A 23,023-nucleotide genomic window follows, 5' to 3' on the forward strand; every position below is an offset into this window, starting at 1 on the left:
GCTATTGAACGGTTGGCAGATTTCCGGCATTCTTCTGAACCTTTTTGTAAGTAAAGGAACACATGATAATACTGAATTCATACAGAATAAGGAGCGGAAAAGCAGCCATCAGCATACTTAAAACATCTGCCGGCGTAATAATCGCAGCAACGACCATGATCAGAACAATAGCATGACGGCGATAAGTTTTCATAAACATAGGGGTCAGAATTCCTATGCTCGTTAGGAAATAGATAAGAATAGGAAACAGGAAAATAACTCCCATACCTAAAATTACCTGTAAAAATAATGTGGTATAATCACTTAAGTCATACAATGGAATGATAATATCGGAAATCTTAAAGATAACCCCGAAATTTACAGCGAAAGGAAGGATTAAAAAATAACCGCATAAAACTCCTGTCATAAACAGGATCCATACCGCATTGATAATAAAAATAGAGTTCTTTCTTTCCTTAGGATGAAGGGCAGGGCCTATAAATCTCCATAACTCCCATACGATATAAGGAAAAGCTCCTACCAGACCTCCGAAAACAGAAACAGCCATCATCACATTGAACTGCTGATAAAGCCGCTGTACACGAACCGGAAAATCTTTCGGAAGATGAATACTGTCTTCTCCTAAAAGCATTCTTGAAAAATGATTGACTACCCTGAAAGTTGGAAAATCATTTCTGGTCGGACCAAAAAAGATATGGTCCATGATCCAGTTGATATTGAATCCTACAGCCACAGCAACAATTATAATAGCAATAATTGAGCGGACAAGGTGACCTCTTAATTCTCCAATATGTCCCAAAAAGGACATTTCTTTTTTTTCGTCCATATACTAAGTCTCTCTAAAATAGCCAACCCGTAAAAGGTAAGCCGTTTAAGTCTGCGAAATTATGAAATAATAATCAGTATTTAGAATTATTGAATGTGATTTTGTCTAAGTTTATAGGGAAATACTTGTATGTTTGGTTTTCAGAAAAAAGCAGACGGTATTTTGTAGATACCGTCTGCTGATTTATTGTGATTAATAAAATGATTTTAAATAGAATCAATTGATTCCTTCATCAAGCAATGTATGAAGATCAATGATCCCGAAATATTTTCCATTTTCTGTAACGATAAGCTGGCCGATATTATTTTCTTTCAGGATTTTCATAGCTTCCTTGGCCAGAGTATCTCTTTCAATGGTTTTAGGATGGGCAGACATGATGTTTTTTGCCTGAATTTTAGTGATATCATCACCTTTCATCAGCATTCTTCTCAAGTCCCCGTCGGTGATCACGCCAATTATTTTTTCGTCCTGTGTCACTACTGTAATCCCGTGGCTTGATGCACTGATTGAAATAATGACGTCCCTTACCGGTGCATTTTCCTCAACCTGCGGCTTCTGAGGGGATAAGAACTGATCTACTTTTGAAACCAGATTCTTTCCTAAGCTTCCTCCCGGATGAAATTTAGCAAAATCGTTCTCTCTGAAATCATTCAGCTCCATTAAAGCAACAGCCATAGCATCTCCAAGTGCCATCTGGATGGTGGTAGAGCTGGTCGGGGCCAGTTTATTAGGACAGGCTTCCACATCTACGTGAGTATCCAGAACAATTTCGGAGAATTCGGCGAGTTTACTGTTTTTATTCCCTGTCATCCCGATCAGGGCAGAAGAATAATCTCTTAAATAAGGAACAAGATTAGCTATTTCAGGTGAATTTCCGGAATTTGAGATGCATAAAACCACATCCTGCTTCTGGATTACACCGAGGTCTCCATGGATCGCTTCAGAAGCATGAAGAAATTGCGACGGTGTACCCGTAGAATTTAAAGTAGCAACAATTTTATTACCTACATGGGCAGATTTCCCGATTCCCACAACAATTAATTTCCCTTTTGCCGAATGAATAATTTCCACTGCTCTGGCAAAATCTTCACCTATCCTGTTCTTTAATTTTTCAAGTTCTGAGATTTCTATCTCTAAAGTGCTCTTTGCAATTGAAATAAGGTCAGCTCTTTCCATTTTATAATTTTAAGGTATACAAAAAATCCATTAAAAAACGTTATATTTAAAAAAGAATATTTAATATAAGTTTTATTTTTTATAAATTCGTTCGCTTTTATTTTAAGCAGAATTTTTATAACTTTGGGTTGGATGCAAATTTAGCAATAGAAAATTAGATGAACGCAAAAAAAGCCAATTTATCAGGCGAATTGAAAAAGTATTTCGGGTTTTCTACATTTAAAGGCCAGCAGGAACAAATTATAGAAAACCTACTTAGTGGGAAGGATATATTTGTCTTAATGCCGACAGGAGGAGGTAAATCATTATGTTACCAGCTTCCGGCACTTATTTCAGAAGGTACGGCAATAGTAGTTTCGCCCTTAATAGCGTTAATGAAGAATCAGGTAGATGCGGTAAACGGCCTTTCATCTGATGACGGGGTAGCGCACGTTTTAAATTCATCATTAAATAAGACACAGACAAAACAGGTTTTTGATGACATCAGGAGTGGCAAAACCAAGCTTTTGTATGTAGCTCCGGAATCGTTAATCAAAGACGATTATCTGGATTTCCTTAAAGAAGTTAAGATTTCTTTTGTAGCTATTGATGAAGCACACTGTATTTCAGAATGGGGCCATGATTTCCGGCCGGAATACAGGAACCTGAAATCGATTATTGACAGGATTGCTGAGGTTCCGGTGATCGCTTTGACAGCTACTGCAACACCAAAAGTTCAGGATGACATCCAGAAAACTTTAGGAATGAGCGATGCGTTAGTTTTTAAAGAAAGTTTCAACCGTCCGAACCTCTATTACGAAGTACGTCCGAAAGTCAATGTAGACAAAGAAATCGTACGATTTATCAATCAGCATAAAGGAAAGTCGGGAATTGTTTACTGTTTGAGCAGAAGAAAAGTGGAAGAGTTTGCCCAGCTGCTACAGGTAAACGGGATCAATGCGCTTCCGTACCACGCCGGTCTTGATCAGAAAGTGAGAGTGGCTAATCAGGATAAATTTCTGATGGAGGAAGTAGATGTTATTGTCGCTACCATAGCCTTCGGAATGGGAATCGACAAGCCGGATGTACGTTTTGTAATCCATTATGATTTTCCTAAATCTTTGGAAAGCTATTATCAGGAAACAGGAAGAGCAGGAAGAGACGGTGGCGAAGGTCATTGCCTTGCATTTTATGATCCTAAGGATATTGAGAAACTGGAAAAATTCCTTGCACAAAAACCAGTTTCCGAAAGAGAAATCGGGTTACAGCTTTTAAATGAAGTGGTGGGCTACGCTGAAACTTCAATGAGCAGAAGGCAATATATTCTCTATTATTTCGGAGAAAATTTTGATCCGGTGAAAGGGGATGGAGCCAATATGTGTGACAATTCCTCTAACCCTCCAAAATTAAAAGAAGCAACATCGGACCTTAAAAAAGTTCTGACACTTATTAAAGATACTGGTGAAAAGTTCAAGTCTAAGGATCTGATCTCAGTAATTGTTGGAAAAGAAAATGCAGTTACAAAATCATATAAATTAGAACAGACTTCTCATTTCGGTTTCGGAAAGGACGAAAAAGATAACTACTGGAAAACTATTTTGAGACAGGCAACGGTTCAGGGATTTCTGCAGAAAGATATTGAAACCTACGGTGTTTTGAAAATGTCTGATAAGGCAAGAAACTTCTTAGAAAAACAATCTAAAGAACCATTCTTAATTGCGGAAGACAGAGAGTTTGATCTTTCCCAAACCAAGGCAGAGAGTGAACAAGTACAAATGCAGGCCAGTACAGGTCTGGATCAGAATCTCTTCAACCAGTTAAAAGATCTTAGAAAAAAAGTAGCCAAAAAACATGGAATTCCACCTTACACGGTTTTCATGGATCCAAGTCTGGAGGATATGACCGTTCAGTATCCTATTTCATTGGAAGAAATTGCCAAGATTTACGGGGTAGGAGAAGGAAAGGCCAAAAAATATGGTAAAGAATTCGCAGACTTTATTAAAGCCTACGTAGAAGAAAATAATATCGAACGTACCCAGGATATGGTACTGAAACAGGTGGCTAATAAATCCAGCCATAAAGTTTTTATTATCCAGAGTACCGATAAAAAAATTGACCTTGAAGATATTGCAAGGGCGAAGAACCTTTCCATGAATGAACTTTTAAAAGAAATGGAAAGTATTGTCTATCAGGGGACAAAACTGAATATTGACTATTATATTGAAGATAATTTTGATGAAGATATCGTAGATGGCTTCATGGAATTCATGACTGAATCTGAAAGCGACAGCATGAAAGTGCTTCTCGATGAGTTCGGAGATGAACTTTCGGATGAGGAAGTTAGAATGCTGAGAATAAAATTTATCAGCGATGTAGCAAATTAAGAAATCCAATATATTTAATATCTAAGCTCTTCTTTGGAAGGGCTTTTTTTAGATAATAACTTGTGTTTATTAACTTTTAATGAAATGTTCCGGATATCAATATTTGAAACTTAATAAAACTTTTTACTAACTTTAACTGATGAAAAAAATATCTGTCATATTTATTCTGCCGGATCTGGAAACCGGTGGTGCAGAAAGAATTGTTACCACTATCGCCAATCATCTTTCCAGAGACCGGTTTGAACCCAAAATCCTGTTGCTTCGCAAACAGGGCGGATATCTTAATTTTCTGAAAAAAGATGTTGAAATCATTGACATCAACACCGAAAGGATCAGGCATTCCCTAAAGCCTATTTTAGGCGAAATTTACCGCAGAAAACCAGATATTGTGTTTTCAGGTTTTGGCGAAGTAAATGCTTATCTGGCCTTATTCATTAAACTCTTCCCAAGGACGAAATTTATTGCCAGGGAAACGAATGTGGTAACACAGCATGTAACGCGGAAAGAAATCAAATTCTTCTACAACTTTTACAATAATTATCAGAGGATCATTGCCCAAAGTGATGACATGATGCATGATCTTGTTGATAATTTTAATATTAAGAAAAAGAAAATTGTAAAAATAAACAACCCTGTCGATTTTGACTTTATCAATGAAAAATTGGGCGTTTCTGTCAAGCCGGATAGTTTTAAATACAATTATAAAAATGTAGTGGCCATAGGAAATCTATCGGCGAGGAAAGGTTTTGACAATTTGCTAAAAGTATTTTCAAGACTTAAAAACGAAAATATTATGCTTCATATCCTGGGCGACGGTAAAGATAAGGATGTACTGCTTCAGATGAAAGATTTTCTGGGACTGAAAAATGTTATTTTCCATGGCAGACAGGATAATCCTTACCAATATCTAAAATATGCAGATCTCTTCATTCTCTCTTCTAGGTATGAAGGTTTCCCGAATGTTCTTTTGGAGGCAGGTGCCTGCGGAACTTATTCTTTGGCCAATAACTGTCCGGGAGGCATTAATGAGATCATCCAGCACCAGGTGAACGGAGAAGTTTCAAATATTGAAAATTACGAAGATTTCTCCCAAAAAATAATGAAAGTTCTGCAGGGAAATTATAATCGTGATGGAATAAAAAACTCCATAAGGTCAAGATTTTCGAAGGATATTATTCTGGATAAATATGAGAAGGTGTTGTTGGATCTGATGAAAAAATAATTGCTGAATTTGCGTTATAGATCCATATTTTTTTACATTTGACCTTCATTAATTTTATTTAAAATCAATATTCATCAATGATTAAAATTCCCAAAATTGGATGTGCTTGTGAAAAACCGACTTCGGACTATACTGAATATAGAAGTTCTGAATTAGGCATAGACCATACCAACGGAAGATATGCAGAAGTAACAATTCAGCAGTGCAAACTTTGTCAAAGAATATGGATTCACTATTTTGTTGAATTTGAACATTATTCTAAATCAGGAAGATGGTACAAAGGAATTGTTTCGAAAAAAGACCGCACACAAATAACCCCTGAAAATGCAGTTGACTATTTGGAAAATCTTGAATGGTACGTGTATGGAGGTTCGTTTTTTGAAAGTGCCGGAACTTTTGGCCAAGGAAAACTGAATGTGGATTGATTCATAAGTCTTGAAAGAATTAGCATATAATTTAAGAATAAATAAAATGGGAAATTTCATAAAGCCATTTATAATTGTTATTTTGATACTGAATTCTGTTGTAATGCTGGCTCAGCAGAAGACCATCTCCAGAAAAGAATTATTGAAAACTGTCATTAACCAGAAAGTTAAGACTACGGAAATTCAGGAAATAACGCTAGTGCCGGGATTGGAAGTTCCAAAGCACCTGCATCCCTGTCCCGTAGTGGGCATAATAAAATCTGGAGAAGCGGTTTTTCAGATAGAAGGTCAGCCAAAAATAATTCTTCATGAAGGAGACGCTTTCTATGAACCTAAAAATGTAAAGATCCTTCACTTTGATAATGCATCAGCAGAAAAACCTCTTGTTTTTACAGCAATCTATCTGAAAGAAGGAAATGAAGAAAATATAAAATTATTGAAATAGAAGTTCCGCAAATCAACCATCTGAATTGTCAATCTTAAAATTGATAAAACTCACTTTGGTGCTTGGTAATTTATATGTAAATTTGTGAGAATTAAGAAAGATAATAATAAACAAATTCATACAATAACATGAGTCAATTCGATGTTACCGTAATAGGTTCCGGTCCTGGAGGTTATGTAGCTGCTATCCGTGCGGCACAGTTAGGTTTCAAAACAGCAATTATTGAAAAATATTCAACTTTAGGCGGAACTTGTCTTAACGTTGGATGTATTCCGTCAAAAGCGCTTTTAGACAGCTCTGAACATTTCGAGAACGCGAAGCACAACTTCGCAGGCCACGGAATCATTATCAATGAGCCGCAGGCTGATATTGCAAGAATGATCGAGCGTAAGAACGAAGTGGTGAAACAGAATACAGATGGAATCAACTACCTGATGAGCAAAAACAAAATCACCGTTTTTGAAGGATTGGGAAGTTTTGAATCTGCTACTCAGATCAAAGTAACGAAAAACGACGGTTCTTCTGAAACCATCGAATCCAAATATACCATCATTGCAACCGGTTCCAAGCCGTCTTCTTTACCTTTCATTACTCTGGATAAAGAAAGAGTGATTACCTCTACAGAAGCATTAAACCTTAAAGAAATTCCTAAGCACCTGGTAGTAATCGGTGGAGGAGTTATCGGTCTTGAATTAGGTTCTGTATACTTAAGATTAGGCGCTCAGGTAACTGTTGTGGAATTCATGGATAAGATCATTCCGGGAATGGATGGAGCTCTAAGCAAGGAACTGACTAAAGTTCTTAAGAAACAGGGAATGAAGTTTATGCTTTCTACGGCTGTTTCTGCTGTTGAAAGAAACGGAGATACTGTAAAGATCACAGCTAAAGATAAAAAAGGAGAAGAAGTAACCGTAGAAGGAGATTACTGTTTGGTATCTGTGGGTAGAAGACCTTATACAGACGGTCTTGCTCTTGAAAAAGCAGGTGTGGAACTTGATGAAAGAGGAAGAGTAAAAACAAACGACCACTTACAGACTAACGTTGCCAACATCTATGCGATCGGTGACGTGATCAAAGGAGCAATGCTTGCTCACAAAGCGGAAGAAGAAGGAGTTTTGGTAGCTGAAATCCTTGCAGGTCAGAAACCTCACATCAACTATAACCTTATTCCTGGTGTTGTGTACACATGGCCTGAAGTTGCCGGAGTTGGTAAAACTGAAGAGCAGCTGAAAGAAGAAGGAGTAGCTTACAAAGTAGGTTCTTTCCCAATGAGAGCGTTAGGTAGAAGCCGTGCAAGTGGCGACATCGACGGTCTTGTAAAGATTATTGCAGACGAAAAAACTGACGAAGTTTTAGGAATGCATATCATCGGAGCCAGAGCTGCCGACCTTATCGCAGAAGGAGTAATTGCTATGGAATTCCGTGCAAGTGCTGAAGATATTGCAAGAAGCTCTCACGCCCACCCAACCTATGCAGAAGCTATTAAAGAAGCGGCATTGGATGCTACAGGGAAGAGACCAATTCATATGTAATTTTTGATTGAAAGATTTAAAATTCAAATATTTAAAATTAAAGAGAAGCATTTGCTTCTCTTTTTTTGTGGACTGAAAATTGTATTTCGATAGCAGGATAAAACAGGATACATAGTTTGAAATCTTCAATTTTCCGTACCTTTGTGGCTAATTCTATTATTCAATGCAACTCGGAAAAACCCAGACTTTAAAAATTTCAGATAAAAACTACTCAGGATGGATCTTAACGGATGAATCAGGCGAAAAAGCTTTTTTGCCCAAAGTTTTCACCAGCGATGATAAGGAAATTGATGATGAGGTTGAAGTTTTTGTCTATCAGGACGACGGAAAATTAAAGGCAACCACTGAAATTCCATTGGCTGAAGTAGGAGAGTATGCGGTAATGAGCTGTGTACAGAGCCTTCCGAGTGGAGCCTTTATGGATTGGGGGATTATAAAAGACCTTTTTATTCCTTACAAACAGCAGAAATCCAAAATTATTGAAGGAAAAAGATACCTGGTTTATTTATATGTGGATGAAGACCTTGATCTGATTACCGGAACTACAAAATTCAAAAGAAATCCACAGTACCAGGACCTTCCTTTCCAAAAAGGAGATAAGGTAGACCTGTTGATGATGAATGAAAGTGAGCTGGGCTGGAATGTGGTGATCAATAAAAAATATATTGGACTTGTTTATGCATCAGATGTATTCAAAAAGCTGTATCCTTTATCGGAAGAAAGCGGTTATATCAAAGCTATCCGTGAAGACGGTAAAATTGATGTTTCCCTACAGCCGGAAGGTTTCGAAAATATAGATGAATTCAAGCAAAAGATTCTTGACAAACTGGAAGAAAACTACGGACTTCTCTATCTGTCAGACAAGTCTTCTCCTGAAGAGATCAAAGATGAGCTTCAGATGAGTAAAAAGAACTTTAAAAAAGCACTCGGCGGACTGTATAAAGATAAAATCGTCGATATTTCAGAAGATAAGATAAAATTATTGTAAAATAAAAAACGGGCAGAATTTTCTGCCCGTTTTGTTTTGGTATCTTGTTCTTTGCCAGAAGCTACAACTATAAGTTCTTCCACCCTGATTTTAATTGTTTCCCTGTATTCCTTTGCTCAATGAATGCCCTTTTTCTTATTATACTTCTCCAAAATTTATTTTTTTGCCTTTGCCATAAACAAAATTGTTAGACATTTCTTTCCGAATCATGATCTTAATTGATTTATGCTTATTCTCAAAACATGATGTAAATCATGACAAATTTGTTTAATTATTTTGTTTAACAATTTTGTCAAAAATAAAATTTGATTTACATTTGCACAAAATTGTTTAACAATAATGTCAAATCAAGCAAAAAAAGACCAAACACAGGAATTAATAAAAGAGACAGCGAAGAATTTATTCTTTGTGAAAGGGAAGTTTGATGCTACTACCCAGGAGATTGCAGATGCAGCCGGAGTGAACAGAACACTGATTAATTATTATTTCCGATCAAGGGATAATCTGATTCAGATCATTTTTGATGAAGCCCAACGGGTGGAACAGGAAAAATCAAAGATTATTCAAAATGCAGATCTTCCTTTTAAAGTGAAGATCAGCAAGTTTATAGAAGGAAGCCTTGCCACCAGTCTTCAATATCCATATCTGGAAACTTATATTGTTTCACAGATTAATAAAGGGAACTGCCATCAGAGAGAGATAGAAGAAGATGTACTGGAAACTCTTTATAAAGACATCGAAAAAGAGATGGAACTGGGAAATATTGAAAAAATGGCTCCCGTTCAGTTTATTCTGAATATGGTTTCATTACTTGTATTTCCAAGTGCTATAAGACCTTTATTTATGGAGAATCTGATGATTAGCGATGAAGAATATGATAAAATCATTTCCGAAAGAAAAGAGATCATTATCAACATGCTTTTCAAAAATTAAAAAAATGTTAAAGTATTTTAAGAAATGATTCGTCCTTTAGAAATAAAAACATTGACGAGAAAAATTATATTAAAAAAATAAACGAAGTATAAAATTATGAAAAGAAAACGTATAACTGCTAAAAAGCTAAAAATTGGGATAGCTGCAGCATTTATGATTTTCGGCTTTTCATCCGTATCTGCCCAGCAGCAGGTTTCTTTACAGGAAGCCATCAAGCAGGCACTGCAAAATAAGGCAGAAGCCAAAAAAGCGGCATTACAGATCAAAAAAGCTGAATATAAAATTGATGAGGCCAGAGCTGGAGCTTTACCGCAGATAAGTGCTACTGCAGGGCTAACTTACAATCCGGTTATTCAGGAATCTTTGCTTGAATTTGGCGGGGAGAGAATCAGAGCACAGCTGGGACAGCCATGGAGCTCAACGGCTTCTGTACAGCTTCAGCAGGCAGTATTTGATCAAAGAGTTTTTACCGGTCTTAAAGCGGCAAAATCTACCAGAGAATTCTATGTTTTAAATGCTCAGTTAACGAACGAACAAATTATTGAAAATGTAGCAACAGCTTATTATCAGGTTTTTGTTCAGGAAGAGAATCTTAAAACGGTTGAAGCCAGCTACGCCAATACGGAAAAAACGAGAAATGTAATCAAGAGCCTGGTTGATAATGGTTTAGCAAAAGCCATCGATTTAGATCGCACCAATGTTCAGTTGACAAATATCGGTTCAAATAAGCAGCAGCTAATCAATTCCGTTGAACTTTCAAAAAATGCTTTGAAGTTTTATATGGGAATTCCGATTTCTACGGATATCGAGCTTGAAGAGAAAACAATCGAGCCAAGACCTGAATTGATAGCAAGCAATGTAAACCTGGACAACCGTACAGAAATCAAAGTCTTAAACAAAAACAGAGAACTTCTGCAGTTTAACAAAAAAGCTACGGAAGCTTATTTATACCCGACAGTGAATCTGGTTGCCAATTACGGCTGGGGAGGACAAGGTAGAAAATTTCCTCTTACCAATGGGATTAACAACGGAGTTCTTTGGAGCGATTATTCAGCGATAGGTTTGAATGTGAACATTCCAATTTTCACCGGGGGAGCTACCAAAGCTAAAATCAATCAGGCAGAAATTGATATCCAGGATTTAGATTTAGATATCCAAAATACCCAGCTGAGCTTAAGTTTAGATTATAAAAATGCAATTACCAATATGGAAAATGCATTAATCAATATTGAGAGTATGAAAGATAATGTAGGATTGGCAGAGAGAGTTCAGAAAAATACTCAGGCCAACTATCAGTATGGTCTGGCAACGCTTACAGAGGTTTTAGATGCTGAAAATGCTCTTACCCAGGCGAAACAGAATTATGCAAATGCTTTATTAGATTACAAACAGGCGGAAATAAAATTAATCAAGGCTAAAGGAGAATTAAACACACTACAAAACCCGTAATAAACTATGAAAAAAACCTTAATATATATCATCGTCGCAGCAGTACTTATTGGTTTAGCCGCATATAAAATCGCTGATAATAAGAAGAAACAGGAAACAGAAGTAAAAGAAGTTGCTAAACAGGTGGATAAAATCAACGTAAATGTTGTCACTGTTGCAAGAGAAAATATTGACACAGACTATACTGCCAACGGAACTTTCATTCCAAAGCAGGAAATGAATCAGTCTTCCGAAATCGCCGGACGTATTGTAAGCGTTCTGGTAAAAGAAGGATCAAGAGTTTCTGCAGGACAGACTTTGGCTGTGATCAAAAAAGACGCAATCGAAGTGGATGTTTCTCAGGCTCAAAATAATTTGCAAAATGCGATTATTGATAACCAACGTTACGAAAATGCTTTCAAAACCGGAGGTGTTACCAAACAGCAGGTTGATAACTCAAGACTGCAGCTGAAAAATGCACAGGCAGCCGTAAGAGCTCAGGGAGTAAGAGTAAATGATACCAGCATCCGTGCAGGGATCAGCGGAACAATTAATAAAAAGATGGTAGAGCCGGGAACAGTGGTTTCCGTGGGAACTTCCATGTTTGAAATCGTTAATATCAACAGCTTGAAACTTTCTGTATTGGTGGATGAAAGCCAGGTTGGAAGAATTCAGTTGGGCCAGGAAGTTCCAATTAATGTAAATGTTTTACCCGGAGAATCTTTCAGCGGAAGAATTACCTTCATTGCTCCTAAAAGTGATGCTTCTTTAAATTTCCCTGTTGAAATTGAAGTTCAGAACAGAGGAAACCTGAAAGCGGGTATGTATGCAACAGCTTTGTTCAAAACCAATCATGGTGCTGAAACCCAGAATATGCTGACCGTTCCTGCAGAAGCTTTTGTGAACGGAGTAAGTTCAGGACAATTATTTATCGTAAGCAACGGAACGGCTAAACTGATCAAAGTACAAACCGGAAAAGTATACGGTGACAAAGTTCAGATCTTAAGCGGACTGAATGGTGGTGAACAGGTAGTTACCAGCGGACAAATCAACCTTGATAACGGTTCAAAAATCAATATCGTAAAGTAACAGAAGATGAAGTTAGCAGAAATATCCATTAAAAGGCCGTCCCTTGTTATCGTATTGTTTACGATACTTACACTGGGTGGTTTATTAAGTTACTCCATGATGGGGTACGAGTTGATTCCAAAGTTTGAAACCAATATGGTAACCATTTCTACGGTATATCCGGGAGCTTCGCCTGCTGAGGTGGAAACTTCGGTAACCCGAAAAATTGAAGATGCTGTGGGTTCCCTGGAAAACGTAAAAAAAGTTGAATCTTCATCTTACGAAAGTTTATCGGTTATTATGGTTCAGCTGAATACCGGTGCCGATGTAAACTATGCTTTGAATGATGCACAGAGAAAGGTAAATGCTATTCTGGCAGACCTTCCGGACGATGCAGATCCACCTTCTTTGCAAAAATTCTCACTGGATGATCTTCCGATCATGACTTTGAGTATTTCCAGTGACAAGCTTAATAATAAAGATCTTTATGACCTTTTAGATAAAAAAATAGAGCCTATTTTTTCCCGTGTAAATGGTGTGGCTCAGGTTGATCTTGTAGGAGGCCAGGAGAGAGAGATTCAGGTCAACTTAGATGAAAAGAAAATGCAGGGTTATGGTATTGCTATTGCAGATGTTCAGCAGGCCATTCTTTCATCCAACCTGGATTTCCCGACGGGAGCTTTGAAGACCAGAACGTCAAGATCTACGATCAGACTTTCCGGGAAGTATAAAAGTGTAGATGAGATGAATAACCTTGTGGTTTCCAATAAAGATGGAGCTCAGGTTCGTTTGTCTGATATTGCTACCGTTTTCGATACCCAAAAAGATGTGGAGAAAGTGGCAAGATACAATCAGAATTCAACGATTTTACTTCAGGTTAAAAAACAGTCTGATGCCAATGCGGTCTCCGTTTCAGAAGCTATTCAGAAAACAATTGCTGATGTTCAGAACAACTATAAAACCCAGGCAATTAAAATCAATATTGTAGATGATACCACAGACTTTACACTTGAGGCTGCAGACCACGTAATTTTCGATTTATTCCTAGCAATTATCCTGGTAGCAGTAGTAATGTTATTGTTCCTTCATAACATCAGAAATGCATTCATTGTAATGGTTTCTATCCCGATGTCATTGATTGCAACGGTAATCGGGATGTATCTGATGGGATATACCTTAAACCTGATGAGTTTACTAGGACTTTCATTGGTGGTTGGTATTCTTGTGGATGATGCGATTGTAGTTTTGGAGAACGTTTACCGTCACATGGAGATGGGTAAAAGCAGAATCCGTGCAGCGTATGATGGTGCTTCAGAAATTGGATTTACCGTAACGGCTATTACCCTGGTAATCGTGGTGGTATTCTTGCCAATCGCGATGAGTTCGGGGCTGGTATCTGATATCCTGGCGCAGTTCTGTGTCACGGTGGTTATTGCAACATTATTCTCATTATTAGCTTCATTCACTATCATTCCTTGGTTATCTTCAAGATATGGTAAGTTGGTGCATTTAACAGGTAAAAATCCTTTTGAGAAATTTATCCTTTGGTTTGAAAAGCAATTGGAAAAATTCACGCACTGGATCACAGGAATTTTGGAGTGGGTGCTGAAATCTTCATTAAGAAGAATCATGACCGTGATCGTAACGTTCATTATCTTGATTTCTTCATTCATGTTGGTAGCATTCGGATTTATCGGGGGTGAATTTTTCCCTAAAATGGACAGAGGACAGTTCCTTGTTCAGATGGAATTACCAAAAGATGCTTCCGTAGAAAAAACCAATCAGATTACGTTAGCGGTTGAAAGGTACCTTAGAAATGATAAAGATGTTGTAGATATGATCACCACAGTTGGTCAGCAGTCATCAGGATTTGGTGGAGCGCAGGCTACCTTGTATCAGTCAGAAATTCAGGTGATTCTGGTAGATAAATCTGAGCGTAATGAAAGCACAGATATCAAGTCTGCAAAAATCAAGAGAGCGCTGGAAGAAAAATTCACAGGAGTTGAATTTAAAACGGCACCGATCGGATTAATGGGAGCAGATAATGCACCTATTGAAATGGTGGTAACGGCTCAGGATAACGAAACAGCCAATAAGGAAGCGAACAGAATTCTTGAATTGCTTAAAAAAGTTCCTGGTTCTGTAGATGCAGAATTATCAACTGACTCTGGAAATCCGGAAGTCCAGGTGAATATCGACAGAGATAAAATGTCATCTTTAGGCTTAAATCTTTCCAGCGTAGGACAAACGATGCAGACTGCATTCAGTGGAAATACAGACGGAAAATTCAGAGCCGGAGAATATGAATATGACATCAACATCCGTTTTGGTGATGCCAACAGACAATCCATTGATGATGTAAGAAACCTGATGTTTACAAACCCTCAGGGAGAGCAGATCAGATTGAGTCAGTTTGCTGACGTAAAAATGGGCTCAGGACCGAGTTTATTGGAACGTAGGGATAAATCGCCTTCTGTAAAGGTAAAATCTAAAGTAGTAGGTCGTCCTGTAGGAGATGTTGCCAACGAATGGGCCGCTCAGTTTATGGATAACGAAAAAACCAAACCGGCAGGCGTAAGCTATATCTGGAGTGGTGATATGGAAAACCAGACCGAAGGTTTCGGTACCCTAGGAATTGCATTGATGGCGGCTATCGTATTGGTATACCTGGTAATGGTTTCATTGTATGATTCATTTGTATATCCGTTCGTGGTATTATTCTCCATTCCGCTGGCATTGATCGGGGTAATGGTTATTCTTGCCATCACCGGAAATTCATTAAACATCTTTACGATGCTGGGGATGATCATGTTGATTGGTTTGGTAGCGAAGAACGCGATTATGATTGTCGACTTTGCGAATATGAGAAAAGCAGCAGGTGCGAATACGCATGATGCACTGATTCAGGCGAACCACGCACGTCTTCGTCCGATCCTGATGACAACGATTGCGATGATCTTCGGGATGATCCCGATTGCGATTGCAAAAGGAGCAGGAGCAGAGATGAACAACGGATTAGCCTGGGTTATTATCGGTGGTTTGACATCATCATTATTCCTGACGCTGATCATTGTACCGGTAGTGTATTCATTATTTGATTCAATTCTTAGAAGAATGGGTAAACATGAAAAAGTAGACTACGAAGCTGAAATGAAAGCTGACTATGTACACAAAGAACTAAGTGAAGACGGATATACTCCTAAACACATAGACTAAGATATTAGCCTTAATTAACCGAAAAGCGCCTCAGATTTCTGAGGCGCTTTTTAATTTTAGGACAATTACCTTATATTAAATTATCTGTTTAGCTTTGTGTTTTTCTATTTGCTCATTTCCCCAGATTCTTAAATAGTCAATGAAAGGGATGAGCTGCTGGCCAACTTCTGTTAAAGAATATTCTACTTTTGGCGGAACTTCGTGATATACTTTCCTGTTGATAAGGCTGTCATCTTCCAGTTCGCGCAAAGTCTGGGTAAGCATTTTCGGGGTAATATCGGAGAGCGTCTTCCGCAATTCGCCGTAACGCATAATAGCTTTTACGTGCAGATACCATAAGATTCTTCCTTTATATTTTCCGCCAATTCTTCTAAATGCATAGTCTACAGGACAGGAAGGCTCGTCGATTAAATATTTTTTCATGATTTTTATTAAAATTAATATATTGATAATCAGCAATAGTATACTTTTGGTTTGTAGAGTACAAAAAAGTGCATACTTGCCTGTAATATAGCATTAATTTACTTTTGTTTTGACCTTAAAGTAAAAATATAATGAAAACAATTATTTTAAATGAAGCCGGAGGTGTTGATAAGCTTCAGCTGGCTGATACTGAAAAACCCCAAATAAAAAGTAACGAAGTATTAGTAAAAGTAAAAGCAATAGGAATCAACCCGGTTGATGTAAATGCCAGAGCATATGATGGTGTTCTCAATTGGATATATGGTGATATAAGACCGGTGGTCTTAGGCTGGGATATTGCAGGAGAGGTAAGTGAAATCGGAGAGGAAGTAAGTGATTTTAAAATCGGGGACAGAGTTTTCGGAATGGTAAACTTTTTCGGGAACGGAAAAGCCTATGCAGAGTATGTGGCTGCTCCTGAAAGTCATTTGGCCCTGATTCCTGACAATCATACATTTGAAGAGGCTGCAGCAGCTACTTTAGCAGCGGTAACAGCTTACCAGGCCTTGGTGGATGTTGCTAAAATTAAGAAAAACGACAGGGTTCTGATCCATGCTGCGTCAGGAGGAGTTGGCCATTTTGCAGTACAGATCGCTAAATATTTTGGAGCTTATGTGATAGGAACTTCCTCCGCAAATAATAAGGAATTTGTTCTGTCGATCGGAGCGGATGAGCATATTGATTATACCCAAAAAGACCGCCTCGATATGGTTAGAGACATCGATATTGCTATAGATACCATCCAGGGAGAAACATTGTTGAAATCAATTGATGCAGTACGGCCCGGAGGAGTTATTGTAACCTTACCTTCGCCTGAAATTCCTCAAAACACTCAGGATAAAGCGGAAAAACAGGATATTAATCTTGAATTCATGATGGTGGCTTCCAAAAAAGAAACGATTCAGGCCATTGCTGGCTTACTTGAGAATAAATCCCTGATTCCTCATATCCATCGAACTTTTTCTTTTGAGGAAATGGCTAAAGCCCATCTGGAAATGGAAACAAAAAGGGTAGTAGGTAAAATAGTGGTCACACTATAAAACTGAAAGTATCTTTTCGGGAGTCCGGATCTCAATTAATTAAAGCGCATTAGATTTCTGATGCGCTTTACGTTTCCTTAATCAAATCAATCTTTGATTGATTCCTTTTTTGCATCCTTCTTATGAAGTATAATAATTAATCCTTTGCGTCAAAAAAATCCTGAAAGTATACATTTCAAAAAGATGATCGTTTAATTTCTTTAATCATAAAAAAAGGCTTCCAGAATGAACTGAAAGCCTTCGCTTATTTATTGTTATACAGAAAATTAATCTGCCATAGCTTCGCCAGCCTTTCTGTAGATAAAACTACCGTAGATATGTCTTCTTGCAAAACGGCTTGGAGAATCGGAATTCACCATTTTAATATATGTATTTTTCGGAACTCCAAGGTATTCATACATGTTTCCATTCAGGTGCTGAACTTTCAAAACTGCTTTTTCAAGGTAAAAATCCTGAATATTAGATTTTGTAATCGTTTCAGTATATTCTTCCTTATATTTTTCCTGTGTTTCCGGGTTGATGCTCACCAGAAAGTGATAGGCTTCAATGATAGACTTGCTTTTTTCCTCTGCTTCCAGCTTTCCGGCTTCGTCATTGGCAAATTTATCAGGATGCGTATCTTTCATTGTATTCCTGTAAATGGTCTTTAATTCCTTTAAAGTAACGGTTTTATCAACTTCAAGAAGCTTTCTGTATTCGCCTAATTTTTTCATAACTGTAGAATCCTTATTTCGGGGTGCAAAATTAAGGTTTTTAATTGAGAAAAATGTAAGTTATTCAGTATTAATTTATTTGATGCTTGAGAAATCAGGAAAATTTATCATTTTTGTTTTTTTCTTAGGAGAGGGCTGACCATAAAGATATTGAGCATCGGAAAATATGGAATAAATTGAATTTTAAGCAAGTTTATTTGCAGTTTTCACTTATAAGAAAAGAAAAGCCTTGTCAAGGTTTAAGACCTTGACAAGGCTCCTTCCTGAAATCTTCGCCTCACGGTTATACTCTAATGTATTCCCTTACTCAGCTCTTTAATATGTTTATTTATAAAAGCTTCTTTATCCTTTTTTACTTCTTTTAACATCAGTTTCTGGTCTTCCGGAATGTCAGAATATTTTTCGGCCCATAGATTAACTTCAATCAGGACAGGGAGTAGATCAATACCTTTTTGGGTGAGTTTGTATAATACTTTAGCCTTACTTTCCGGATGGTCCAGTTTGATGATGAGCTTGTTTTCTTCCAGCATGAGAAGGCGGGAAGCCAGAATATTGGTGGCTATTTTTTCTTCGGATTTTAAGAAATCTCCATAAGTGCACTGTTTGGCATACATCAAGTCTCTTATAATAAGCAGTGACCATTTATCTCCCCAGATATCCAGTGAGCAGCTGATAGGACAATCTGATCTCTTTTTTGAAGTTGACATAAAATAAATTTAATAATTAAAAAAATAACTTGCATTTTAAAAGTTATTGTATAAATTTGTACTTGTAAAATGCAAGCGAATTTAACGAATTAATTTTACAATACAATGAAAAATACTCTTTTTAACTCTTATAGAAATATCCACTTAGATCGAAACAATCGGACTTTGAGGGTTCTGATAATAAGAAGAGCAGATCGTCTGACAAAAAGAGGGGTTTCATTTTAAATAGAGTATCATGGAATTAAAAGGAAAAACAATTCTGATAACAGGAGGAGCTTCAGGAATAGGGCTGGAAGCAGCGAAGCAGTTTTTAAAAATAGGTGCGAAGGTTATTATTACAGGCAGAAGTAAGGATAAACTTGATGCTGCAAAAAAACAGTTTCCAAATCTCACGGCCATCCAAAGTGATGTATCTGTTGCTGAAGATGCTAAACTACTTTTTGATAAAGTTTCAGAAATGGGTGGGATTGATATTTTGTACAACAATGCCGGCGTTGGTGCGGCGCCCATCAATTTGGGAATTCCCACCGAAAAACATATCGAAAATGCTGTATACGAAATGGAAGTTAATTATTTAGGGGTAATACGTTTAAATAATCTTTTTCTGGAGATGCTGAAATCAAGAAAAGAAAGTGCTATTATCAATACCACTTCCATCCTGAGCTATGTACCGTCACTTCTTGAAGCTACCTATTCGGCTTCTAAAACGGCGCTGGCATTTTATACCCAATCACTCAGAGAGCATTTACGGATTATCGATAGCAAAATCAGGATATTTGAATTACTTCCTCCGGTTGTGGATACGGAAATGACTGCCGCAAGGAAAGATAAGAAAATGACACCGGAAGAACTCGTAAAAGGTTTGATTTTAGGATTACAGAAAGATCAATATACAATTCGGATAGGTGATACAAAACTGGTTTATTTTCTGCACAGATTTTTTCCTAAATTCACATTTGGTTTAGTAAACCCTAAGAGATCAGAACAATACCTTAAACCATAAATAAGCTCAAATTATGAAATCATACGGTATCAATCGTTATAAAAAAGACAGTGCACTTCAACTTATAGATCTGCCTGAACCCGTTGTCAAAGAAAATGAGGTTTTAGTTCAGATCTATGCAGCAAGTGTCAATCTCCTGGATTCTAAAATAAAAAGCGGTGAATTTAAACTCATTTTACCTTATAAAATGCCGTTGATTTTAGGTCATGATGTGGCAGGAGTCATCACAAAAGTAGGTTCAAAAGTAAAAAGCTTTAAAGTAGGGGATGAGATTTATGCAAGGGTAGCAGATTTTCATATAGGGACTTTCGCAGAATTTATTTCTATTAATGAAAAGGATGTGGCTTTAAAACCTAAAAACCTGACAATGGAAGAGGCGGCCTCAATTCCTTTGGTGGGTTTAACGGCTTGGCAGGCTTTGATTGAGAAATCTAATATTCAGGCCGGTCAGAAAGTTTTTATTCAGGCCGGATCCGGTGGTGTAGGGACTTTTGCTATACAGCTGGCAAAATATCTAGGGGCAACGGTTGCTACTACTGCCAGTGAAAAAAGTTTTGAACTCCTAAAGAGCCTTGGTGCAGATGTACTGATCGATTACAAAACACAGAATTTTGAAGATATTCTGATGGATTATGATGCAGTGCTGAACAGCCAGGACAACAAAACCCTGGAAAAATCATTCAATATCCTGAAATCAAAAGGAAAAATTATTTCAATTTCCGGTCCGCCAACACCTGCATTTGCAGATGAACTTAACCTGCCCTGGTATATAAAATTGGTGACAAAATTGTTGAGCCGTAAAATCAGAAAAAAAGCGGATAAGCAAAATATTAATTATTCTTTTCTTTTCATGAAAGCTGATGGAAAGCAATTAGCAGAAATTACAAAATTGATAGAAGCAGGAGAAATAAAACCTGTCATCGACAAAGTTTTTTCGTTCGAAAATACGAATGAAGCAGTGAAATATGTAGAAAGTGGCCGTGCAAAAGGAAAAGTAATCATAAAGATGCTATAATTTTTTTGACCAAAACAAAAAAAGCAGGAGCTTAAAAACTCCTGCACAAATCCTATTATTTAACTAAATTTCCTTCTTTATCAAAAGTTTCTGCTGCTTCTTTTGCAGCTTCCACCATGGCAACCAAAGCCTTTTCTGTTTCATCCCAATGGCGGGTTTTCAAACCACAGTCAGGGTTTACCCAAAGCTGCTGTGCTGGAATAACGGCTTGCGCTTTTTTCAGCAATTCAACCATTTCTTCTTTTGACGGAACCCTGGGTGAATGAATATCGTAAACCCCCGGACCAATCTCATTCGGATATTTGAAATCTGCGAAAGCATTCAACAGTTCCATCTGGCTTCTGGAGCATTCTATCGTAATCACATCGGCATCCATATCGGCAATATTCTCGATGATATCATTAAATTCAGAATAGCACATATGCGTATGAATCTGTGTTGCATTCTCCACACCGGAAGATGAAATCCTGAAAGCTTCTACAGCCCATTCAAGATATTGCTGCCAATCGGATCTCCTGAGCGGAAGCCCTTCTCTGATAGCCGGTTCATCAATCTGTATGATTCTGATCCCTGCTTTTTCCAGATCATTCACCTCATCACGGATTGCCAGTGCAATCTGTTTACAGGTAAGAGAACGAGGCTGGTCATCACGTACAAAAGACCATTGAAGAATCGTTACGGGGCCGGTCAACATTCCTTTTACCCATTTTTGAGTTAAAGATTGGGCATATTGGGACCAGTAAACCGTCATTGGATGCGGACGGTGAACGTCACCATAAATCACCGGAGGTTTTACGCATCGGCTGCCGTAGCTCTGAACCCATCCGTTTTGAGTAAAAGCAAATCCGGAAAGCTGTTCCCCGAAATATTCTACCATATCATTACGTTCAAATTCTCCGTGAACCAGCACATCAATACCTATCTCTTCCTGCCAGCGGATGGTTCTTTCTGTCTCTTTTTTAAGAAGATCATCATATTGTTCAGCGGTCAGTTCCCCTTTTTTAAATTTTGATCTCCATGTCCTTACTTCCTTAGTTTGAGGAAAAGAGCCAATCGTTGTCGTAGGAAATAAGGGAAGCTGTAGAACTTTTTGCTGCTCTTCTTTCCTTATGCTGAACGGGCTGTTTCTCTTTGCATCATCTTCAGTTGTTACATCCGTACGGTCTTTTACTTCCTGATTGTGGATCAAAGCTGAGATTTTACGGGTGTCAATTGCTTTTTTATTTTCGGCATACTGTTGCAGAGCCTGGTAATCTGCCTTTCCGGAAGCAAGCTTTTTCAAGGTAACAATTTCATCAACTTTTTGTTTGGCAAAAGCCATCCATTGCTTAATTTCAGGAGATAATGTTTCTTCATTCGTCTCCAGTTCAAGATCAAAAGGAGAGTGAAGCAGAGAACATGAAGGGGCAATGAAAACCCTGTCTGAACCAATGGTGCTGACCGCTTTTTCTATAAAGCTTAAAGATCTTTCAAAATTATTTTTCCAGATGTTCCGTCCATCTACAATACCTAAGGATAGACTCAATGTTTGAGGAATGGTACGTAAAACTTCATCCAGCTGTTCAGGACATCGTACCAGATCAATATGCAGGACATCTACAGGAAGTGAAGCTGCTAATGAAAGGTTGTCTTTTAAACCTTCAAAATAAGTAGCAAGAATAAATGTAAGATTCGGGAACTGTTTTCTGATTTCAGCATAAACAGATGGGTAGATTTCTCTTGCTTTTTCAGTAAGATCCAGACCTAAAAAAGGTTCATCAAGCTGAATCCATGTGGCATCATGGTTTTCCAGTTCTTTTAAAATTTCGATATATACCGGAAGCAGATTTTCTATGAGGTCCAGTTTATCAAACCCGTCTTCTTTCTCTTTTCCCAGAAGAAGATAGGTAAGAGGGCCTAATATCACAGGCTTGGCATTTATTCCGGCTTCTTTTGCGCTGATGAATTCACTGATGATCTTTTTGGAAAATAATCCGAACTGCTGGTTCTTCTGAAATTCAGGAACGATGTAATGGTAATTGGTATCAAACCATTTTGTCATTTCCATGGCGGTAATGTCGAGGCCGTCTTTCTGGTAGCCTCTTGCCATGCCAAAATATAGATCAAGCTCAGAATTGGCTGCTCTTGAGGCAATTTCTTTATGGCGTTCGGGAATTGCTCCCACAGCTAGAGTCATGTCCAAAACCTGATCATAATAAGAAAAGTCATTGCAGGGAATAAGGTCAATTCCTGCTTCCTGCTGCATTTTCCAGTTCTGCCGGCTAATGGTTTTCCCGGTTTCCAGTAATTCGTTTAATGATGTTTTACCTGACCAATACTGTTCGCAGGCTTTTTTGAGTTCTCTGTGGCGGCCAATACGCGGGCTGCCAAGAATGTGCGTTTGCATGTTTTTAAACTTTAAATTAGACAATTAGTATTTTAAAGGCTCTTTTAGATGCTCCGCAATGCTGTTTGGAAAGAA

The 23,023-nt window shown here is 37.8% G+C and carries 19 protein-coding genes; 13 read left to right on the forward strand and 6 right to left on the reverse strand.

Annotated features, from left to right (window positions below; all coding sequences use genetic code 11):
• Position 1: 1 nt before the first annotated feature.
• Together tatC and LC418_RS12065 are read right to left on the reverse strand one after the other, a co-directional pair.
• Positions 2–826 carry a twin-arginine translocase subunit TatC gene (gene tatC, locus LC418_RS12060; RefSeq protein ID WP_223559308.1) on the reverse strand — a complete coding sequence of 275 codons (825 nt, stop codon included), beginning with the start codon at positions 824–826 and terminating at the stop codon, positions 2–4.
• Positions 827–1,042: 216 nt separating this feature from the next.
• On the reverse strand, positions 1,043–2,002 hold the full coding sequence (locus LC418_RS12065) for a KpsF/GutQ family sugar-phosphate isomerase (RefSeq protein WP_223559309.1): 960 nt from the start codon (positions 2,000–2,002) through the stop codon (positions 1,043–1,045).
• A 158-nt stretch (positions 2,003–2,160) separates the two neighbouring features.
• Between LC418_RS12065 and recQ the strand changes: the two genes are divergently transcribed.
• From recQ to LC418_RS12115, 10 genes are all read left to right on the forward strand, one after another.
• Complete coding sequence (gene recQ / locus LC418_RS12070) at positions 2,161–4,365, forward strand: DNA helicase RecQ (protein WP_223559310.1); 2,205 nt, start codon at positions 2,161–2,163, stop codon at positions 4,363–4,365.
• Positions 4,366–4,504: 139 nt separating this feature from the next.
• Positions 4,505–5,587 (forward strand): glycosyltransferase, encoded by a 1,083-nt coding sequence (locus tag LC418_RS12075; protein ID WP_111958233.1) that lies wholly within the window; start codon positions 4,505–4,507, stop codon positions 5,585–5,587.
• Between the two features lie 77 nt (positions 5,588–5,664).
• Positions 5,665–6,012: a hypothetical protein gene (locus LC418_RS12080; protein WP_111958231.1), complete on the forward strand. Its 348-nt coding sequence runs from the start codon at positions 5,665–5,667 to the stop codon at positions 6,010–6,012.
• A gap of 46 nt (positions 6,013–6,058) precedes the next feature.
• Positions 6,059–6,457 (forward strand): cupin domain-containing protein, encoded by a 399-nt coding sequence (locus tag LC418_RS12085; protein ID WP_223559311.1) that lies wholly within the window; start codon positions 6,059–6,061, stop codon positions 6,455–6,457.
• Positions 6,458–6,585: 128 nt separating this feature from the next.
• Entirely contained in the window at positions 6,586–7,989 is a 1,404-nt protein-coding gene (lpdA, locus tag LC418_RS12090) for a dihydrolipoyl dehydrogenase (RefSeq protein WP_223559312.1), read from the forward strand.
• A gap of 163 nt (positions 7,990–8,152) precedes the next feature.
• Entirely contained in the window at positions 8,153–8,977 is an 825-nt protein-coding gene (locus LC418_RS12095) for a CvfB family protein (RefSeq protein WP_111958225.1), read from the forward strand.
• Positions 8,978–9,316: 339 nt separating this feature from the next.
• Entirely contained in the window at positions 9,317–9,910 is a 594-nt protein-coding gene (locus LC418_RS12100; protein ID WP_111958223.1) for a TetR/AcrR family transcriptional regulator, read from the forward strand.
• Positions 9,911–10,006: 96 nt separating this feature from the next.
• Positions 10,007–11,359, forward strand: coding sequence for a TolC family protein (locus LC418_RS12105; RefSeq protein WP_223559313.1), 1,353 nt, complete (start codon positions 10,007–10,009; stop codon positions 11,357–11,359).
• Between the two features lie 6 nt (positions 11,360–11,365).
• Positions 11,366–12,427 carry an efflux RND transporter periplasmic adaptor subunit gene (locus LC418_RS12110; RefSeq protein WP_111958219.1) on the forward strand — a complete coding sequence of 354 codons (1,062 nt, stop codon included), beginning with the start codon at positions 11,366–11,368 and terminating at the stop codon, positions 12,425–12,427.
• A 6-nt stretch (positions 12,428–12,433) separates the two neighbouring features.
• Positions 12,434–15,622 (forward strand): efflux RND transporter permease subunit, encoded by a 3,189-nt coding sequence (locus LC418_RS12115; RefSeq protein ID WP_111958217.1) that lies wholly within the window; start codon positions 12,434–12,436, stop codon positions 15,620–15,622.
• 75 nt (positions 15,623–15,697) lie between these two features.
• Here the strand turns inward: LC418_RS12115 and LC418_RS12120 are convergent, their stop codons facing one another.
• On the reverse strand, positions 15,698–16,045 hold the full coding sequence (locus tag LC418_RS12120) for a winged helix-turn-helix transcriptional regulator (RefSeq protein WP_111958402.1): 348 nt from the start codon (positions 16,043–16,045) through the stop codon (positions 15,698–15,700).
• Positions 16,046–16,176: 131 nt separating this feature from the next.
• Between LC418_RS12120 and LC418_RS12125 the strand changes: the two genes are divergently transcribed.
• Positions 16,177–17,124 carry an NADP-dependent oxidoreductase gene (locus LC418_RS12125; RefSeq protein WP_223559314.1) on the forward strand — a complete coding sequence of 316 codons (948 nt, stop codon included), beginning with the start codon at positions 16,177–16,179 and terminating at the stop codon, positions 17,122–17,124.
• A 266-nt stretch (positions 17,125–17,390) separates the two neighbouring features.
• On the opposite strand, the gene LC418_RS12130 is transcribed toward LC418_RS12125, so the two are convergent.
• Together LC418_RS12130 and LC418_RS12135 are read right to left on the reverse strand one after the other, a co-directional pair.
• Entirely contained in the window at positions 17,391–17,837 is a 447-nt protein-coding gene (locus LC418_RS12130) for a KTSC domain-containing protein (protein ID WP_111958213.1), read from the reverse strand.
• Between the two features lie 290 nt (positions 17,838–18,127).
• Positions 18,128–18,544, reverse strand: a complete 417-nt coding sequence (locus LC418_RS12135) for a winged helix-turn-helix transcriptional regulator (protein WP_223559315.1) — start codon at positions 18,542–18,544, stop codon at positions 18,128–18,130.
• Between the two features lie 235 nt (positions 18,545–18,779).
• On the opposite strand from LC418_RS12135, the gene LC418_RS12140 reads away from it, so the two are divergent.
• Positions 18,780–19,547 carry an SDR family oxidoreductase gene (locus LC418_RS12140; RefSeq protein WP_111958209.1) on the forward strand — a complete coding sequence of 256 codons (768 nt, stop codon included), beginning with the start codon at positions 18,780–18,782 and terminating at the stop codon, positions 19,545–19,547.
• A gap of 13 nt (positions 19,548–19,560) precedes the next feature.
• A complete protein-coding gene (locus LC418_RS12145) occupies positions 19,561–20,562 on the forward strand; it encodes an NADP-dependent oxidoreductase (protein WP_223559316.1) in 1,002 nt (333 codons plus the stop codon).
• Positions 20,563–20,617: 55 nt separating this feature from the next.
• Here LC418_RS12145 and metE read toward each other — a convergent pair whose 3' ends face one another.
• The gene (gene metE / locus LC418_RS12150; protein ID WP_223559317.1) at positions 20,618–22,948 is read right to left on the reverse strand and encodes a 5-methyltetrahydropteroyltriglutamate--homocysteine S-methyltransferase; all 2,331 of its coding nucleotides are present in this window, start codon (positions 22,946–22,948) and stop codon (positions 20,618–20,620) included.
• Positions 22,949–23,023 lie beyond the last annotated feature (75 nt).

This window comes from Chryseobacterium lathyri, from assembly GCF_019970085.1.
In the GTDB taxonomy this organism is placed as follows: Bacteria; Bacteroidota; Bacteroidia; order Flavobacteriales; family Weeksellaceae; genus Chryseobacterium; species Chryseobacterium lathyri.

Bases quoted from the DNA above. Each gene is read 5' to 3' on its own strand.
- metE (WP_223559317.1), bottom strand. From the start codon at position 22,948: ATGCAAACGCACATTCTTGGCAGCCCGCGTATTGGCCGCCACAGAGAA.
- LC418_RS12095 (WP_111958225.1), top strand. From the start codon at position 8,153: ATGCAACTCGGAAAAACCCAGACTTTAAAAATTTCAGATAAAAACTAC.
- lpdA (WP_223559312.1), top strand. From the start codon at position 6,586: ATGAGTCAATTCGATGTTACCGTAATAGGTTCCGGTCCTGGAGGTTAT.
- LC418_RS12115 (WP_111958217.1), top strand. From the start codon at position 12,434: ATGAAGTTAGCAGAAATATCCATTAAAAGGCCGTCCCTTGTTATCGTA.
- LC418_RS12100 (WP_111958223.1), top strand. From the start codon at position 9,317: ATGTCAAATCAAGCAAAAAAAGACCAAACACAGGAATTAATAAAAGAG.
- LC418_RS12105 (WP_223559313.1), top strand. From the start codon at position 10,007: ATGAAAAGAAAACGTATAACTGCTAAAAAGCTAAAAATTGGGATAGCT.
- recQ (WP_223559310.1), top strand. From the start codon at position 2,161: ATGAACGCAAAAAAAGCCAATTTATCAGGCGAATTGAAAAAGTATTTC.
- LC418_RS12080 (WP_111958231.1), top strand. From the start codon at position 5,665: ATGATTAAAATTCCCAAAATTGGATGTGCTTGTGAAAAACCGACTTCG.
- LC418_RS12110 (WP_111958219.1), top strand. From the start codon at position 11,366: ATGAAAAAAACCTTAATATATATCATCGTCGCAGCAGTACTTATTGGT.
- LC418_RS12120 (WP_111958402.1), bottom strand. From the start codon at position 16,045: ATGAAAAAATATTTAATCGACGAGCCTTCCTGTCCTGTAGACTATGCA.
- tatC (WP_223559308.1), bottom strand. From the start codon at position 826: ATGGACGAAAAAAAAGAAATGTCCTTTTTGGGACATATTGGAGAATTA.
- LC418_RS12125 (WP_223559314.1), top strand. From the start codon at position 16,177: ATGAAAACAATTATTTTAAATGAAGCCGGAGGTGTTGATAAGCTTCAG.
- LC418_RS12075 (WP_111958233.1), top strand. From the start codon at position 4,505: ATGAAAAAAATATCTGTCATATTTATTCTGCCGGATCTGGAAACCGGT.
- LC418_RS12135 (WP_223559315.1), bottom strand. From the start codon at position 18,544: ATGTCAACTTCAAAAAAGAGATCAGATTGTCCTATCAGCTGCTCACTG.
- LC418_RS12130 (WP_111958213.1), bottom strand. From the start codon at position 17,837: ATGAAAAAATTAGGCGAATACAGAAAGCTTCTTGAAGTTGATAAAACC.
- LC418_RS12145 (WP_223559316.1), top strand. From the start codon at position 19,561: ATGAAATCATACGGTATCAATCGTTATAAAAAAGACAGTGCACTTCAA.
- LC418_RS12140 (WP_111958209.1), top strand. From the start codon at position 18,780: ATGGAATTAAAAGGAAAAACAATTCTGATAACAGGAGGAGCTTCAGGA.
- LC418_RS12065 (WP_223559309.1), bottom strand. From the start codon at position 2,002: ATGGAAAGAGCTGACCTTATTTCAATTGCAAAGAGCACTTTAGAGATA.
- LC418_RS12085 (WP_223559311.1), top strand. From the start codon at position 6,059: ATGGGAAATTTCATAAAGCCATTTATAATTGTTATTTTGATACTGAAT.